The following is a 13,541-nucleotide window of genomic DNA, read 5'->3' as shown; positions in this document are numbered from 1 at the left end:
CGCTCGCGTTGCAACTGCGCACTCCGGAGCCGGTGTCACTTCGAGCGGATGCGCGTGGCCGCTGACGCGGTTCAATGCTTGCAGGATCAAGATGGCATCCTGGCGGACTAAAGGATCGCCGATCGCGTTGCAGATCCTCACCAGGCCATCTTCCCCTAATCACGGACGTACACTGCGGCGGTGCTGTCCGCATACAGGCGTCGCCATTCGGGAAGCGCGTCGATCATAACCAGAGCGGGACTGTGGGCACTGAGAAGCGCCCATCGAATCCGGTATTTCTCCACGATCTGCTCGAAGGCAGCGCGATTCGGCGAAAAGGCTGTGACGTAGTCAGCGAGAAAATGATCCCCATACATGTCGGCACGGCCGTCGATGAACGGCTTGATGCCCTTGAATATCAAATAGCCGCCAAATTCATAGCTATTGATCACGGGCTCATCCAGGATGCCGACCGGAACGTGATCGAGCGCCGTGACCGGCGACACGTGATCGTCAGCACGCGCGAGAGGGTGTGCCATGCGAAGTGTCGTCAATAGCGCCAAGCAAACCAGGCCAGCGACGGCCCCGCGTAGCGAAAGGAGGTGGCCCGGGCTGCCAGGCTCGTTGCCACCAAAAGCCAGACCAAGGGGCCTCGCCAGAAGTAGCGCGCCTACGACGCCGGCGAGCATTTGATGCCGACTATGGCGAAGCGCAAGATGCAGCAGTGCGATAAGCGTGAGAAGCCGGGGAATCGGCAGCCGGATTCCCCGGGAAAACGCGACGTAGAGCACCGTCATTAACGCCAGCTCCAGCGGCTCAAGCGTTTGAAAGGTCGTCGGACCCCACTCGCCAATGCTGCCGATCTGCGTCATGCGCATGAGCTGGAACGGAAACAGCAGCCCATGCCAGCCGTTCGGCGTGACAAGCGACATCCCGATTGCCGCCGCGAGAAACACGCCCCAGCCACGCGCGAGCCTGCTCCGCCCCTCCTTCGCTTCGATCCATGCTTCGAGGGCGAGCGGCACGACAAGCGCAAGGCCGAAAACGAAGCTGCCATGGAGATTAGCCCAGGCCAGCATGAGCGGAAGGAGAAGCGGCGATGGCGCCACGCCTTTGTCGCTCGCCAGAAGCAGACCCGTGGACCACAACACCAGGATCGGCAATGCGAGCATGTGCGGGCGCGCAAGCAGGCTGCCGCTGATACACGCCGCGCCGAGGATAAATACGACAACGGCTGCCGGCTGCCGTAGCCAGCGTGCGAGGTAATGCGCGAACACGCCGAACGTGATGGCAGTTGCCGCGCCGAAAAGCATAACGATGCCGTCCCAGCCAGCGGCTTTCCAGGCGAGTGCCATGAAAGCCTCGGACAGCCACTCATGCGCCACCCACGGCGCGCCAGCAAACGTATAGGAGAACGGATCTGCGTGCGGGACCGCACCGGTCTGAAGCACCCACAGGCCTGTTGCAATGTGCCAATAGGTATCGCCGTCATTCAGTAGCGCTGGGGTGAACAAGACAATACCGTAGCCGATTACCGCGGCGACAATTGAAAAGGACGGCCTGCTCCACGAATCAGCAATCCTTGTTTTCGCAAGAATGAGTACGCTCTTCAATTGGGCTCCCCTGCTGTTGTCTTCGCCTTTTGCCGCCAAAGGCCCACGGAAATTGTTGTGTGCGCACCGGGCAGGCCGGATTCGTTCGAGGCGATCTAGCCGCGATTGGTCCACGTTCTAGCGATATGTCCAGCGACGGTGCGTGACAAAAGTGAGCGGTGTTACCGCGCAAACGACCATCGCAATCCCGATCCATGGCCCTGCTCCCGCAACCTGCGCGAGGTAGGACACCAGTCCGGTCAAGGCCACCCCGCCAAGCGAGACGGCGATAAATCGCCGGACGTTCCGTAGACGAAGCGAAGACGAAAAGCTCCAGAGCGTGTTCACCAGGTATGACCAGCACGTCGCGCATGCGAACGCAATCGTGTTCGCCAGAGCCTGCGACGCACCGGCGTGCGATATCAGCACGACAGCCACGCCGACATGCAGGCCTGTCGCCAGCAGTCCGCACACACCGAAGCGGACCAGCCTTATCAACTCCGTGTTGTTTGTCATGCCTGCGTCACTTCACCGTCAGCACGGCAAGCAGCGACACGCCGCACGGCAACCTGCCATGTGAAACCCAGCGCCGCTCGGCGCTGAAGATACGGTACAGAAGCGTGTTCAGCACACCGGCCGGGGTGGCATCGCCGCTCGATCTGTCGTGCTTAAGCAGACGGTCGATAAAACGTACGGCAATCGCCAGCGGAAGCAGCAGCGTGTTGAAATACGTGATGCGTTCGATGCGATACCCTGCTTCGTCGGCGCACGCCGCCAGCGTTGCTTGACTGTAGCGTCTGTGGTGCTGAAGAAACACGTCGTGTGCGCTCCATAGCCACTGATACGCCGGCACTGTCACGACGACTTTTCCGCCGGGGGCCAGCACCTCCCGCATGCGCGCAAGCGAACCGACATCGTCGGCGATGTGTTCGAGGCAATCGAAAAAACAGATCAGGTCGAAGCGTTCGAGGTCGAACGGCAGATCATCCGGACAGCGGCCCGCGCGGATGTCGAACCGCTCACCGGTGTTTTTTGCCGTGAGCCTGCGCGCCGTTTCGTCCATTTCGATTCCACTCACACTACCGAATTCGGCCAGCATGTCCAGGTTGCCGCCTGTGCCCGAGCCCACTTCGAGCACGCGCGCGTGAGACGGCAACGCAAGGCGGCGCAACACCGAACTCAACACATCGCGCCGGCCGCGAAACCACCAATGTTCGGCCTCTGTTTCGGCCATCTGCAGATAGGCATCAGGGGACATGATTCATGCCTCCATGACTTAGCGAGCAGCAAACCGCACACGCTGCGCGATACGCTTGCGTGAGGATTCGAGCCGCAATGTATTCGACATGCGCGAGTTATTGCGCGCGACAGGCAACGTACTGACTTTGCTCTTTGCCTGATAGCGGCGGCGCACGAGATAGACTGGCCTTCCCTTCGTCTCGTAGTAGATGCGTCCGATGTATTCGCCGACCACGCCGATACCGATCAGTTCGATACCGCCCATGAACAGCATCACGGAAAGCAGTGACGCATAACCCGGGACCGGGTTGCCGAACCACAGCGTACGGCCGATGATGAAACCGCCGTAGACAAACGCCACGGTGGCGATCGCAAGGCCGATATAGCTCCAGCTGCGCAGCGGCACGGTGCTGAAACTCGTGATGCCTTCGAGCGCAAAATTCCACAGCCGCCATCCGGAGAATTTCGAATGACCGGCGCTGCGCGGCTCGCGCTGGTACTCGACAATCACGGTCCGATAGCCGACCCACGCAAACAGCCCTTTCATGAAGCGGCGCCGCTCCGGCAAGTTTCGCAGTGCATTGACGACCTGGCGGTCCATCAAACGAAAGTCGCCGACGTTTTCCGGCAGCTTCACTTCAGACAGTGCATTGTGAACGCGATAATAGATCGCGGCGGCGGTACGTTTCGCGAAGGTGTCGCACGCCCGGTTGCTCCGTTTGGCGGCGACCACTTCGGCTCCTTGCCGCCAATGTTCGACCATCACCGGAATCAGGCTCGGCGGATCCTGAAGATCCGCGTCGATAGGGATCACCGCGTCGCCGCACGCTTCGTCGATACCGGCCGTCAGTGCCGCCTCCTTGCCGAAGTTTCGCGTCAGGTCGATAACGCGTATGCGCGCGTCGCGCACGCTGGCGGCGATCAGCTTGTCAAGTGTCCCATCGCTGCTGCCGTCGTTGATGCAGACGATTTCAAAGCGCGTCAATGCGATCCCTTCGAGAACCGGCACGATCTCGCTAAAAAAATGACCTACCGCCTCGCCCTCGTTGTAGAACGGCACCACCAGTGAAATCAGTGGAATATTGTTTTTTTCAGACATGACTACCTCCCCGTAATTCTGATTTGCCGCTATATGCCGGATGAACTTGTGCGGATGTGGTTTGCACATCGCGCACGTTTGTCTCAGGCGTTTCCTTGTTTCGTGAAATCCGTACGTGTCCGCGCGGCGAGCACGACCGTCATACCGTCGAAAACCGCGACGGCAACGCGCGTGCCCCCCAATGCCGGCGTGGTATGGATCGGGCTGTCTGCAATCCTGATCGACGTGAGCCTCATCTCATGGTCCTCACTCGTCGGCGTAGCGTTGGAAGACCGGGGCCGCGCGCCGTTCCCGCGCAATGCGCCGCAGTAGCATCCAGAGCGTTGCCAGCGAAATCAACGGCATGAACTGGAATGGCCCGCAAGCAATGATCAGCATGCCCGCGAGCGGAGCGAACCACAGCACGACCAGCCATTCGCGCTCGCCGCGTTCCCACCCGGCGACCAGCGCATGCCGGCAATACCATGCGATCAGCACGCCATACCAGGCGAGATCGTAGTCGTAGAGATAAGGGCTCACGAGCAGGCTCGCACAGATCAACGTTGCCGCGCGCAGCGCGTACGAACATTCACGGCTCCACGCGTAGCACACTGCGGCCGCGGCGATCAGCGCACAGGCGCCCTGCGCCGCGTAGGCAAGCACGGCCGGCGCATGAACCAGCGTCACAAGCGCAAATACGGTCGGCACGCGTGCAAGCGTGGCGTGTGCGGATTCGATGCTCTGGGTGGCAATCCCCGTGTTATGCAGGAATGCGCTTAGCGTGCCTGTGCCGAAAGCGAGCACCGCAAGCGCGAGTGTCGACGCCGCGGTCAACACGAACGCAGCCAGCGAGCGCCATGAGCGGGAGCACAGCAGCGCCAGTGGAAACAGCAGGACCAGTTGCGGCTTCATGCACAGCAGGCCCAGACAGATCCCGGCCGCGACAGGCCGGCGGCGCGACAAGGCGAGCCCGCATCCCGCGAGCGCGGCCGTCAGCAAGCCGTTTTGTCCGACGCTGATCACGAAAAGCGCACCAGGAAACAACAGCGCCGGCAAGATGGCGTGCCGGTCTGGCACGATGGTGCGGATTACCTTGACGAACAGCACATACGCGCCGCCGAGCCATACCACCGCGGCTGCCTTATAGGGAAGCAGCGCGAGCGGAAAGACCAACAGCAGGGCATTGGGTGGATACAGCCACGGCAAGATGCCGTTCACCGTGCCGAAGGACGGCACCGCGCCGATCTCGATCGCGGACAGCGCCTGGACGTTATAGGCGTCGGCTGCGTGCCCATGCAGTGCAAGAACTGCGGCGCTCCAGAACGGCAGGAAATCCACCATGAATGGACTCATGCCGCCTTGCTCGTTCAGCCGGGCCAGATAGATTGATATGAACAATGCATAGCACCCAAATACGACGATCGGGTATAGCCGCAGACGATCCGCGTTGAGCCAATGCGGGCGCCGTGCCGGACCCGCTGCCCGCAATGCCGGCAGCGGCCGGCATTTCGGCGACGCATGGCGGAACACGTGCAGGTTCATACCGCCCCCTGCGTTTCGAGCCGCGTGCGCCGCACGATAGCAAGCAGCACAAGCAGTAACACGACCGGTCCGATTTGCGGCAAGAGAGTCAAGCGATTGAAGTATTCGTAGAGCGGCAGCAGCCACGCGAGTACCAGAACGGCCTGCTCGCCGCGTTGCCAGCCCTTTTCAAAGCCAGACACCGTAAGACAGGCGAGCGCAACACCAAGCCATGTCAGCTCGTAGAACCATAGGTAGGGATTGGCAAGCAGCGTTGCCACCGCAATTGCCGCGGCTCGCATACGCAGATCGTCTGTGTGTTGCCACACATAGCACACGGCAACAGCCGCTATCAGTGCGACGCCGGCTTGTGCGGCATAAGCCACGGCGATCGGTGCATCCGCAAGACGCAGCGCGGCAAACGGCGTCGGGGACGCAAACCAGTACGGCACCCGATGCTCGAGCACCAACTCGCGCGCCACCCTGGTGCTGGCCATGAACGCGCGGAGCGATTGCGTGCCGCACACCAGCACACTGAGTCCAGCAAACACAGCAGCACTGATCGCTGCAATCCACATGGTTTTCCACGCGCGCGCTGCGATCAACACAAACGGAAACAGCACGGCCAATTGCGGTTTAACCGCCAGCAAGCCGATGCAAATACCTGCTCGCACGGGATTTCGCTCGGTCCATCGAACAGCGAACGCCATGAGCGCGGCGGTAAACAATGCATTCTGCCCAACGACGGCTGCGACAAATACGCCCGGATACGCAAGCACGACGAGCCCCGCGAGCTGTGGGCGGCGAAAGTGTGTGGCGAAACCGCTAACGCCTAGCGTGCCGGTTGCGAACAGCCAGGCGCTGACGAACACGAACAGCAAATAGCTGAGGGTGTAAGGCAGCAGGGAAAGCGGTGTGACGAGCAGCAGCAGTGTAGGCGGATAGAGCCACGGCAAAAAACCGTGACTCACGTACTCACCGAATAACGCCGATTCGGCTCGTGCAAACGCCGGATAGTCGTAAACCGCTGCGGGTGAGCCGTTCAGCATCACGTGCGATGCAGTCCAGAACACCGAGAAGTCAACGCCGGGCCGAGCGGCTTCGGCAATCATGAAGCCGCCGCTCGTCCAATACCACGCCGCGAGCAGGATGGCGCAAAGCACCAGCATCGTGCAGCTGTACAGCAGCACGCGTTCCCGTGTCAGCCAGCCATGGACACAACGTTCTGAGCCGAGCGTTGCTCGATTTGCAAAGTACATGATCCCCGCCTTGCATGAGAGCCGGAAGTTTCTTGACTCATCCGGTCTATCTGATTTTTGTTTCTATTCCTAAGCGAACGAATTGATCGTCGCGCGCTTCCGGTCGATTCATTGTTGTAGGAAATATTCCGACTTTCAACCCATCGTTTTCCTCATCGGACCTGGCGCCTGCCGAAATCACGCGTCGGAGCGCAAATTCGATGAGATTTCGAGCGTCTGGGAGGGGGCATGTTTCGGCATTGAAACAGTTCGTGTCGGCGAGCTTGTGGAAACGCCCCCGATCCCATTTGCGCCGGCGTCCGATCCGGACCAGGGTAAATCGCTAGATATTCGCCGCAGCGCCCCGAACGGCGGGCCTCTCCGCGATTGGTCGCCCAGCCAACTGTCCCCCGAAAATGTCGCAAATTCGAGGCAACCTGTGCGTCCGGAACAGGACCGAACAACAGGCAGATCAGCGTCACCTCCGTATTTCCTGGGATTTGGAGCAGCTGGCCCAGTGCTTGCGTAGGAAAGAGCGCGGAAGTCGACGACGTGACGACCGGCGCGATTCAGGCAGGAGCTACGAGGGAGAGCCTGAGTCGCGAGCGGAGTCAGCCACGGGGATGTCTCTTCACCTACGCTGCTGCGGGAATCAAAGACAGCACGAGTGTGGATAGGACAGGTGGTAGTCGCCGATTGACTAGCGGGCTCCGGTTTCGGCCGGAAGCCAATAACGAGCAACGGAAGTTGAGGACCACGACATGAAGAACCATCAAACGAAGCGACGGCCGCACCGTCGCAACAGCGACTCAGGCTACACGTTTCCGGTCGCAATCACATCGATCATCCGCTGCGCGTACCACCGCGGCGGGGATGTTCTCTACGGGCTGCGCGTCTGGCAAATCGCCTCGCACGCGGTCCCTGGTCTGTTTCCTCGCTCAGAATCTTCCGCCATGACCGGTTTGCACACTTACGTGCATATGCCGACACGTCTGGCCTAGACTCGGAACACCAGTTTTTTCCGCAGTGCCAGTAGTTCCTCCCCTCAGCCTATTCAGGTCAAGGGTTCATAGTTAGTTATCCGAAAGGAGATTGCCATGCAACATATCATCGCCCAAGCCAAGCGTTTCGTTCGTGACGAAGATGGTGTAACCGCCATTGAATACGGATTGATCGCCGCCCTGATCGCAGTCGTCATCATCGGTGCAGTTACAACCGTCGGCAAAGATCTGAATTCGATCTTCACGACGATTGGTAATGACCTATAAGCCGTGCGCCGACGGACGAAGTCAACCTGTTGATTCGTCCGTTTTCGCCGGAGCCTTCGATTCTGACCTCACTCCATAACATCAAGAGGAGCGATCCATGAATGCGATGAGAGTAACGACACAACGCGTCTCGATACGGCCGTTTTTCCAGGCCGGAATAGACCGCATCAGACGTTTCGTGCCGGATGAACAAGGTGTGACGGCCATCGAGTACGGCCTGATCGCCGCACTGATTGCGGTGGTCATCATCGGTGCAGTAACGCTGGTTGGGACAGATCTGAACGCGGTGTTCACCACTATCGGAAACAATCTGTAGAGACGGGATTTGACGGGCGAACGGTTTTGCCGTCTCTCCCGTCTTCCTCAAGGTCATTGCGTGTTCCGGCGTCAAACGGCGCCGACAACGAGCCAATTCGGGAGACAGCCATGCGTGCGTGGAGCGACATTGTGAAGCAACTGCTGCAGGACGACGGCGGTGTCACTTCGATCGAGTACGCGCTACTCGGCTCGCTCATTGCGATGACGATCCTCGGCGCGGTCGTCTCGCTGGGCAACTCGGTGGGCAATCTCTATCAGCGCATCGCGACCAAGGTCACGGCGGCGCTTTCATAAACGCAGACAAAACCCATCGAGCCCAGTCATGTTACTGCCCCCACAACCCATTCCGCCGTGCGTAATCGCTCTGGCAATCGTGACAGCCAGCACGGACCTCACCTGCCGGCGGATTCCGAACCGGGTCATCGCGATTGGCCTTGTCGCTGCGCTTGTAGTGCAAGTCTGGCTGCATGGCCTGCTTGCTGGAAGTACGGACTGGCTGGCAGGCGCCCTGACCGGGTTCGCGGTGTTGCTGCCGTTCTATCTGTTGCGGGGCATGGCGGCCGGCGACGTGAAACTGCTGCTGACGATCGGCGCCTGGGTCGGACCGGCGATGACCGTCCATATCGCCCTGGCAACGTTCGCCATAGGCGGGATCTGGTCGCTGTGGGTCACTTTGCGTCACGGCAGCACGAGGCAACTGCTCGTGAATCTCTGGTGCATCGTCAGTAGCGCGTGGCGCCCTGGACGACAGCGTCCAGGGAATATTGAGTACCAGCAGGTCGAATCGGTTGGATCACTTCCCTATGGCGTCGCCATTGCCGCAGGGACGTTAGGTGTGTTGTTCGCATCGGCTGCATAGCCAAACAATCCGGGGGTTGCCGCCAGCAGGGGCAGCCAGAGCGGTACAGCCTGTGGCGCCGGTCGCAAACCGGTGCTGGAGAAAAAAGCGATGAACCAGCAGAACATTGAAAGCGGGAGTGGCGCGCAGGTGACTCACCTCCCGGAGCCTGCGCCGTCGTACGGGCGTCATGCGGAGGAATCCACCGTGTCACTGCGTGCTCCGCGCACGCTGGCCGAAACCGGACTGCCGCAGGAGTTCGTGACACGGCTCGTCCTCAAGTCCGCCCTGCTGCACGGCAAGTCGAGCTTCGCGGATCTCGCCGAGCGGCATCGGCTGTCGGTGGGCGTACTCGACGACGTGCTGGCATTTCTCGTGCGCGAACACCTTGTCGAAATCACTCACCGCGGCGCGAACGACATCGACGTGCAGTTTCGTCTCACGGACGGCGGCCGCGTGCTCGCGCAAGACGAAATGACGCGGTGCAGATATTGCGGCCCCGCTCCTGTCCTGTTCGAAAGCTATGCGCAAAGCGTGCGCGAACATTCGGTTCGTTGGGTGCGCATCACGCAAACCGACGTGCATGCGGCATTCCGGGACGTGGTCATCGAGCCCGCGCTGCTCGATGCAGCCGCTGCCTCGCTCAATGCCGGGCGGCCGTTGTTGCTGCACGGCCTCGCCGGCAGCGGCAAGACGTTTCTCGCGGAGCGGCTTGGACTGCTGCTGCGCGGCAACGTGCCGATTCCTTATGCGTTCTACGTCGGCGGCGAAATCGTGCAGCTATATGACCCGCTCGTGCACAGCGACGCGCCCGAGCAGAGTCAGGCGACAGGCGGCGACCGGCGCTGGCGCATGTGCCGCCGCCCGGTGGTGATCTCGGGCGGCGAGCTGACGCTCGAAGGGCTCGACCTCCGCTATGACGCCGCAGCCGGTTTCTATCAGGCACCGCCGCACATGAAAGCAAACATGGGGCTGTATATCGTCGACGACCTCGGTCGCCAGCGTGTTGCGCCTCATGATCTGCTGAATCGCTGGCTGATGCCGCTCGATCGGGGTGTCGATCAGTTCACGCTGCAATCCGGCTCGCGCTTCGTGGCGCCGTTCGACGTATGGCCGGTGTTCTCCAGCAACCTCGCTCCGTCCCAGTTCGACGAGGCATTCCTGCGCCGGCTCGGTTCGAAGCTGTACGTCGGACCGTTATCGATCGACGACTATCACGCGGTCTTCAACGCCCGTTGCGCTGCGCTCAAGCTTACCGCTACCCAGGCCGCGTTCGATTACCTGCTGCACAACCTGCACTTCCCGAGCGGCCGGCCGTTCCTCGCCTGCTATCCCGGCGATCTGCTCGACCTGGTTTCCGCCGCGGCGCACTACCACGGCGCGGCGCGCGAAGTGACGGAAGACGGTCTGCGCGATGCATGGCACAGCTATTTCGGCACCGCGATGGAGCACGACAGCCCTTACCCACCTACGGCCGACCGGCCGGGCCGACAGTTGGCCGCCGGCTGACCGGCATGTGTCCAACGACCTACGCAGGAGTATCACCATGAAAAACAGTCGCGCTTTAGTCATGCTGGCCGTCGCCATCCTGGCCGGTCTGGCCGCTGTGATCTTTGCTTCCCGATGGCTGATGCAAACCTCGTCGAGTGCGATTACGCCCATCGCGGTCGCGGCGGGTGACGTCAATCTCGGCGAGCCGCTCAATTCCAACCTGATCCGCACCGTCAACTGGCCGACGGGTAGCGTGCCGCCGGGTGCATTCACCGATCCGAAAGCGCTCGAGGGCCGCGTGGTGCGCACGAGTCTCGGCCGTGGCGAGCCCGTGATCGAATCGAAGCTCGCGCCGATCGGCACCAAAGGCGGCCTCTCCGCCGTCATCGGCGAAGGCAACCGCGCCATCACGGTCCGCGTGAACGACGTGGTCGGCGTAGCGGGCTTCGCGCTGCCGGGCAACTACGTCGACGTCATCGTGAACACCCAGGAGCCGGGCAAGAGCGACGCGCAGCAAAGCATCTCGAAGATCGTGCTGGAAAAGATCCTGGTGCTCGCGGTGGCCCAGCAGGTCAATCGCGACGACACGCAGCCGAAGGTCGTCAACGCCGTGACGCTCGAAGTCTCACCCGACCAGGCGGAAAAACTCGATCTCGCGCGCAGCGTCGGCACGCTGTCGCTGGTGCTGCGCAATCAGGTCGACAAGGCAACGCTGCCAACGGGCGGCGCCACAAAGATCACGCTGCTCGGCACACCGGTAGCCGCACCGGCCTCGGCCCCTGCTGCGCTGCCCGCACGCCCGGCGCGCGTGCACTACGCCGCGCGACCAGCGGCGAAGCGGGACTGCGTCGGGGTGCTCTCGGGTGTATTGGGCAGTGTCGAATGTTTCTAGGCCGGAGGCGGCGGCATCTGCGAAGACGGGCCGCTGCAACCGCCACCATCAAGGCAAATTCAGGGCAAGTAACCGAAGTAACGATCGACCGAGGTCGGCAAACGGGGGCAGGAAAAATGAAAACGAAACGGGGTTTCTCATCCGGTAGTGCGATGCGTAGCCGCTCGCTGGGCGGCGTCGTGCTCGCCTCGGCGCTGTGCACCGGATTGCTTGTCGCGCAAAGCGGCGCGGCGCAGGAAGCGGCCGAGGTTCCGGCGCTCGCGAAGGTCAGGCCGAATGTGCCGTTGCCGGCGGGCCGCGGGCCGATGCCGATGATGGTCAGCATGGCGCCCATGCCGGCCGGCGGAGCAGCCGGCGCCGCTGCCGCCGCGCCGCTGCGCGGCCCGAACTGCAGCGGCGATATCCACGAAGAGACCAGCGTCGTCGTGCCGGTCGGCAAGTCGACACTCCTGCCTCTCGCGGAACCGGCACGCGCCCGCACGCTCGGCAATCCGTCGATCGTGCAGGCCACACTCGTGTCGCCGCGCACGCTCTACCTCGTCGGCATGGCGGTCGGCACGACCAACATGATCGTTCAGGGACGCAGCGGCGGATGCCAGATCATCGACGTGATCGTCAACATCGACGCCAATGGCGTGCAGCAATCACTTGGGCAACTGTTGCCCGGCGAGCGCGGCATCCGCGTATCGACCGCAGCAGGCAACCTGGTGCTCGGCGGACACGTGTCGAGCTCGCCGGCCGCCCAGCAGGCGATGGAGATCGCAAAGGCCTACGCGAGCGCGCAGCCCACCCAGCAATCGCAGACCGCGTCCGGCACTGCCGGCAATGGCGCCAACATGACACAGCAGAGTTCGAGCACCAGCAAGCCGGCCGACGTGATCAACATGATGACGGTCGATGCGCCGCAACAGGTGATGCTCGAAGTCAAGGTCGCCGAGGTGTCGAAGACGCTCATCAACCAGATGGGCTCGGCGCTCAACATTCAGGGCGGCTTCGGCTCATGGAGCGGCGCGCTCGTGAGCAACCTGCTGGCCGGCGTAACGAGCGTCATTTCGGGCAGCAAGGCGAACAACCGCCCGTTCAGATTCGCCGTCGATGCGCAGAAAACGGACGACCTCGTCAAAATCCTCGCTGAACCGAATCTCGTCGCGATCAGCGGCCAGGAGGCCACCTTCCTCGCCGGCGGCAAGATCTTCATTCCGGTGCCGCAGAGCAGCAGTACCGGCGCGACGACCATCACGCTGCAGGAAGAGGAATTCGGCGTCGGCCTGAAGTTCACGCCGACTGTGCTCTCCAATGGCCGCATCAGCCTGAAGGTCGCACCCGAGGTGTCCGAGCTGTCGCCGACCGGCATCACGCTCAGCGCGACTAACGTGAGCGGCGTGTCGATCCTGCCGCTCATCACGACGCGCCGCGCCTCCACCGTGGTCCAGATGAGCGACGGCGAGTCGTTTGCGATCGGCGGACTGATGAAGAGCAACGTGACCGGCGCGCTGAAAGCGGTGCCCGGCGTCGGCGAAGTGCCTGTGCTCGGTGCACTGCTGCGCAGCACGTCGTTCCAGCAGGACCTGACGGAACTCGTGTTCATCATCACGCCGCATCTCGTCAAGCCGCTGCAAACCGCGGACCTCCCGTTGCCGACGGATAGCTTCTCGCAGCCCAACGCAGTGGATGTCTACGCGACCGGCAACATGGAAGGCCGCCACCCGAAAGTGACTGCCGCGCCTGCCGGTGCTACCCCAGCCGCTTCGCCCATGCCGGCCCCCGCCTCGGTGAGCCCGCAAGCACCGCCGCCCTCGCCCGCACCGGCGCCGCAAACGCCCGCCGCACCCGTTGCAACAGCGTTGCCGCCGTCCGACCCGCAGGCCGAGGCGCGGACCGCCGCCAGCACGAGTCCCGTCCCGGACCCGACGCCCGGCACAGCGGTACCGCTAGTGGACACGCCGCCGTCCGCGGCGGCCGAGCAGACAGCTCGCGCCGCCCGTATTGAAAGCGCCGCCGCACGGATCGCCGCCCGTCAAGGGCGCCAGGAAGTCGCCAAAGCGGACGCGTCGAGTCACGCGGTCGAACATTGATGTGATGCCAAG

14 protein-coding genes are annotated in these 13,541 nt (G+C 62.3%); 8 read left to right on the top strand and 6 right to left on the bottom strand.

Annotated elements, in window-relative coordinates:
• Positions 1 to 155 precede the first annotated feature (155 nt).
• The 6 genes from AC3WOG_RS30095 to AC3WOG_RS30070 form a co-directional block, all read right to left on the bottom strand.
• Complete coding sequence (locus tag AC3WOG_RS30095; RefSeq protein WP_492581451.1) at positions 156 to 1,631, bottom strand: hypothetical protein; 1,476 nt, start codon at positions 1,629 to 1,631, stop codon at positions 156 to 158.
• A gap of 78 nt (positions 1,632 to 1,709) precedes the next feature.
• Positions 1,710 to 2,087, bottom strand: a complete 378-nt coding sequence (locus tag AC3WOG_RS30090; RefSeq protein ID WP_492581450.1) for a GtrA family protein — start codon at positions 2,085 to 2,087, stop codon at positions 1,710 to 1,712.
• A 7-nt stretch (positions 2,088 to 2,094) separates the two neighbouring features.
• Positions 2,095 to 2,829: a class I SAM-dependent methyltransferase gene (locus AC3WOG_RS30085; protein ID WP_492581449.1), complete on the bottom strand. Its 735-nt coding sequence runs from the start codon at positions 2,827 to 2,829 to the stop codon at positions 2,095 to 2,097.
• A gap of 18 nt (positions 2,830 to 2,847) precedes the next feature.
• Entirely contained in the window at positions 2,848 to 3,909 is a 1,062-nt protein-coding gene (locus tag AC3WOG_RS30080) for a glycosyltransferase (protein WP_492581448.1), read from the bottom strand.
• A 246-nt stretch (positions 3,910 to 4,155) separates the two neighbouring features.
• Positions 4,156 to 5,430, bottom strand: coding sequence for a glycosyltransferase family 87 protein (locus tag AC3WOG_RS30075; RefSeq protein WP_492581447.1), 1,275 nt, complete (start codon positions 5,428 to 5,430; stop codon positions 4,156 to 4,158).
• Entirely contained in the window at positions 5,427 to 6,668 is a 1,242-nt protein-coding gene (locus AC3WOG_RS30070; protein WP_492581446.1) for a glycosyltransferase family 87 protein, read from the bottom strand. The genes AC3WOG_RS30075 and AC3WOG_RS30070 overlap by 4 nt, the downstream gene beginning before the upstream one ends.
• Positions 6,669 to 7,408: 740 nt before the next feature.
• Between AC3WOG_RS30070 and AC3WOG_RS30065 the strand changes: the two genes are divergently transcribed.
• The 8 genes from AC3WOG_RS30065 (at position 7,409) to AC3WOG_RS30030 (ending at position 13,529) form a co-directional block, all read left to right on the top strand.
• Positions 7,409 to 7,648 carry a hypothetical protein gene (locus AC3WOG_RS30065; protein ID WP_492581445.1) on the top strand — a complete coding sequence of 80 codons (240 nt, stop codon included), beginning with the start codon at positions 7,409 to 7,411 and terminating at the stop codon, positions 7,646 to 7,648.
• A gap of 96 nt (positions 7,649 to 7,744) precedes the next feature.
• Positions 7,745 to 7,915, top strand: a complete 171-nt coding sequence (locus AC3WOG_RS30060; RefSeq protein ID WP_492581444.1) for a Flp family type IVb pilin — start codon at positions 7,745 to 7,747, stop codon at positions 7,913 to 7,915.
• Positions 7,916 to 8,021: 106 nt separating this feature from the next.
• Entirely contained in the window at positions 8,022 to 8,231 is a 210-nt protein-coding gene (locus AC3WOG_RS30055; protein ID WP_492582495.1) for a Flp family type IVb pilin, read from the top strand.
• Positions 8,232 to 8,341: 110 nt separating this feature from the next.
• On the top strand, positions 8,342 to 8,527 hold the full coding sequence (locus tag AC3WOG_RS30050; protein WP_492581443.1) for a Flp family type IVb pilin: 186 nt from the start codon (positions 8,342 to 8,344) through the stop codon (positions 8,525 to 8,527).
• Positions 8,528 to 8,555: 28 nt separating this feature from the next.
• Positions 8,556 to 9,092 (top strand): A24 family peptidase, encoded by a 537-nt coding sequence (locus AC3WOG_RS30045; RefSeq protein WP_492581442.1) that lies wholly within the window; start codon positions 8,556 to 8,558, stop codon positions 9,090 to 9,092.
• A gap of 90 nt (positions 9,093 to 9,182) precedes the next feature.
• The gene (locus AC3WOG_RS30040; RefSeq protein WP_492581441.1) at positions 9,183 to 10,580 is read left to right on the top strand and encodes a DUF8689 domain-containing protein; all 1,398 of its coding nucleotides are present in this window, start codon (positions 9,183 to 9,185) and stop codon (positions 10,578 to 10,580) included.
• A 37-nt stretch (positions 10,581 to 10,617) separates the two neighbouring features.
• Positions 10,618 to 11,454, top strand: coding sequence for a Flp pilus assembly protein CpaB (gene cpaB, locus AC3WOG_RS30035; RefSeq protein ID WP_492581440.1), 837 nt, complete (start codon positions 10,618 to 10,620; stop codon positions 11,452 to 11,454).
• 116 nt (positions 11,455 to 11,570) lie between these two features.
• Positions 11,571 to 13,529 carry a type II and III secretion system protein family protein gene (locus AC3WOG_RS30030; RefSeq protein ID WP_492581439.1) on the top strand — a complete coding sequence of 653 codons (1,959 nt, stop codon included), beginning with the start codon at positions 11,571 to 11,573 and terminating at the stop codon, positions 13,527 to 13,529.
• Positions 13,530 to 13,541: the final 12 nt, after the last annotated feature.

The sequence above is a fragment of the Paraburkholderia sp. FW306-02-B genome, from assembly GCF_058782725.1.
Note: the sequence above shows the minus strand (reverse complement) of the source record. Positions and strands in the feature narration are given on the sequence as shown.

Excerpts from the sequence above, each read along its gene's own strand:
- AC3WOG_RS30090 (WP_492581450.1), bottom strand. The coding sequence starts at position 2,087 with ATGACAAACAACACGGAGTTGATAAGGCTGGTCCGCTTCGGTGTGTGC.
- AC3WOG_RS30085 (WP_492581449.1), bottom strand. The coding sequence starts at position 2,829 with ATGTCCCCTGATGCCTATCTGCAGATGGCCGAAACAGAGGCCGAACAT.
- AC3WOG_RS30080 (WP_492581448.1), bottom strand. The coding sequence starts at position 3,909 with ATGTCTGAAAAAAACAATATTCCACTGATTTCACTGGTGGTGCCGTTC.
- AC3WOG_RS30075 (WP_492581447.1), bottom strand. The coding sequence starts at position 5,430 with ATGAACCTGCACGTGTTCCGCCATGCGTCGCCGAAATGCCGGCCGCTG.
- AC3WOG_RS30070 (WP_492581446.1), bottom strand. The coding sequence starts at position 6,668 with ATGTACTTTGCAAATCGAGCAACGCTCGGCTCAGAACGTTGTGTCCAT.
- AC3WOG_RS30065 (WP_492581445.1), top strand. The coding sequence starts at position 7,409 with ATGAAGAACCATCAAACGAAGCGACGGCCGCACCGTCGCAACAGCGAC.
- AC3WOG_RS30060 (WP_492581444.1), top strand. The coding sequence starts at position 7,745 with ATGCAACATATCATCGCCCAAGCCAAGCGTTTCGTTCGTGACGAAGAT.
- AC3WOG_RS30055 (WP_492582495.1), top strand. The coding sequence starts at position 8,022 with ATGAGAGTAACGACACAACGCGTCTCGATACGGCCGTTTTTCCAGGCC.
- AC3WOG_RS30050 (WP_492581443.1), top strand. The coding sequence starts at position 8,342 with ATGCGTGCGTGGAGCGACATTGTGAAGCAACTGCTGCAGGACGACGGC.
- AC3WOG_RS30045 (WP_492581442.1), top strand. The coding sequence starts at position 8,556 with ATGTTACTGCCCCCACAACCCATTCCGCCGTGCGTAATCGCTCTGGCA.
- AC3WOG_RS30040 (WP_492581441.1), top strand. The coding sequence starts at position 9,183 with ATGAACCAGCAGAACATTGAAAGCGGGAGTGGCGCGCAGGTGACTCAC.
- cpaB (WP_492581440.1), top strand. The coding sequence starts at position 10,618 with ATGAAAAACAGTCGCGCTTTAGTCATGCTGGCCGTCGCCATCCTGGCC.
- AC3WOG_RS30030 (WP_492581439.1), top strand. The coding sequence starts at position 11,571 with ATGAAAACGAAACGGGGTTTCTCATCCGGTAGTGCGATGCGTAGCCGC.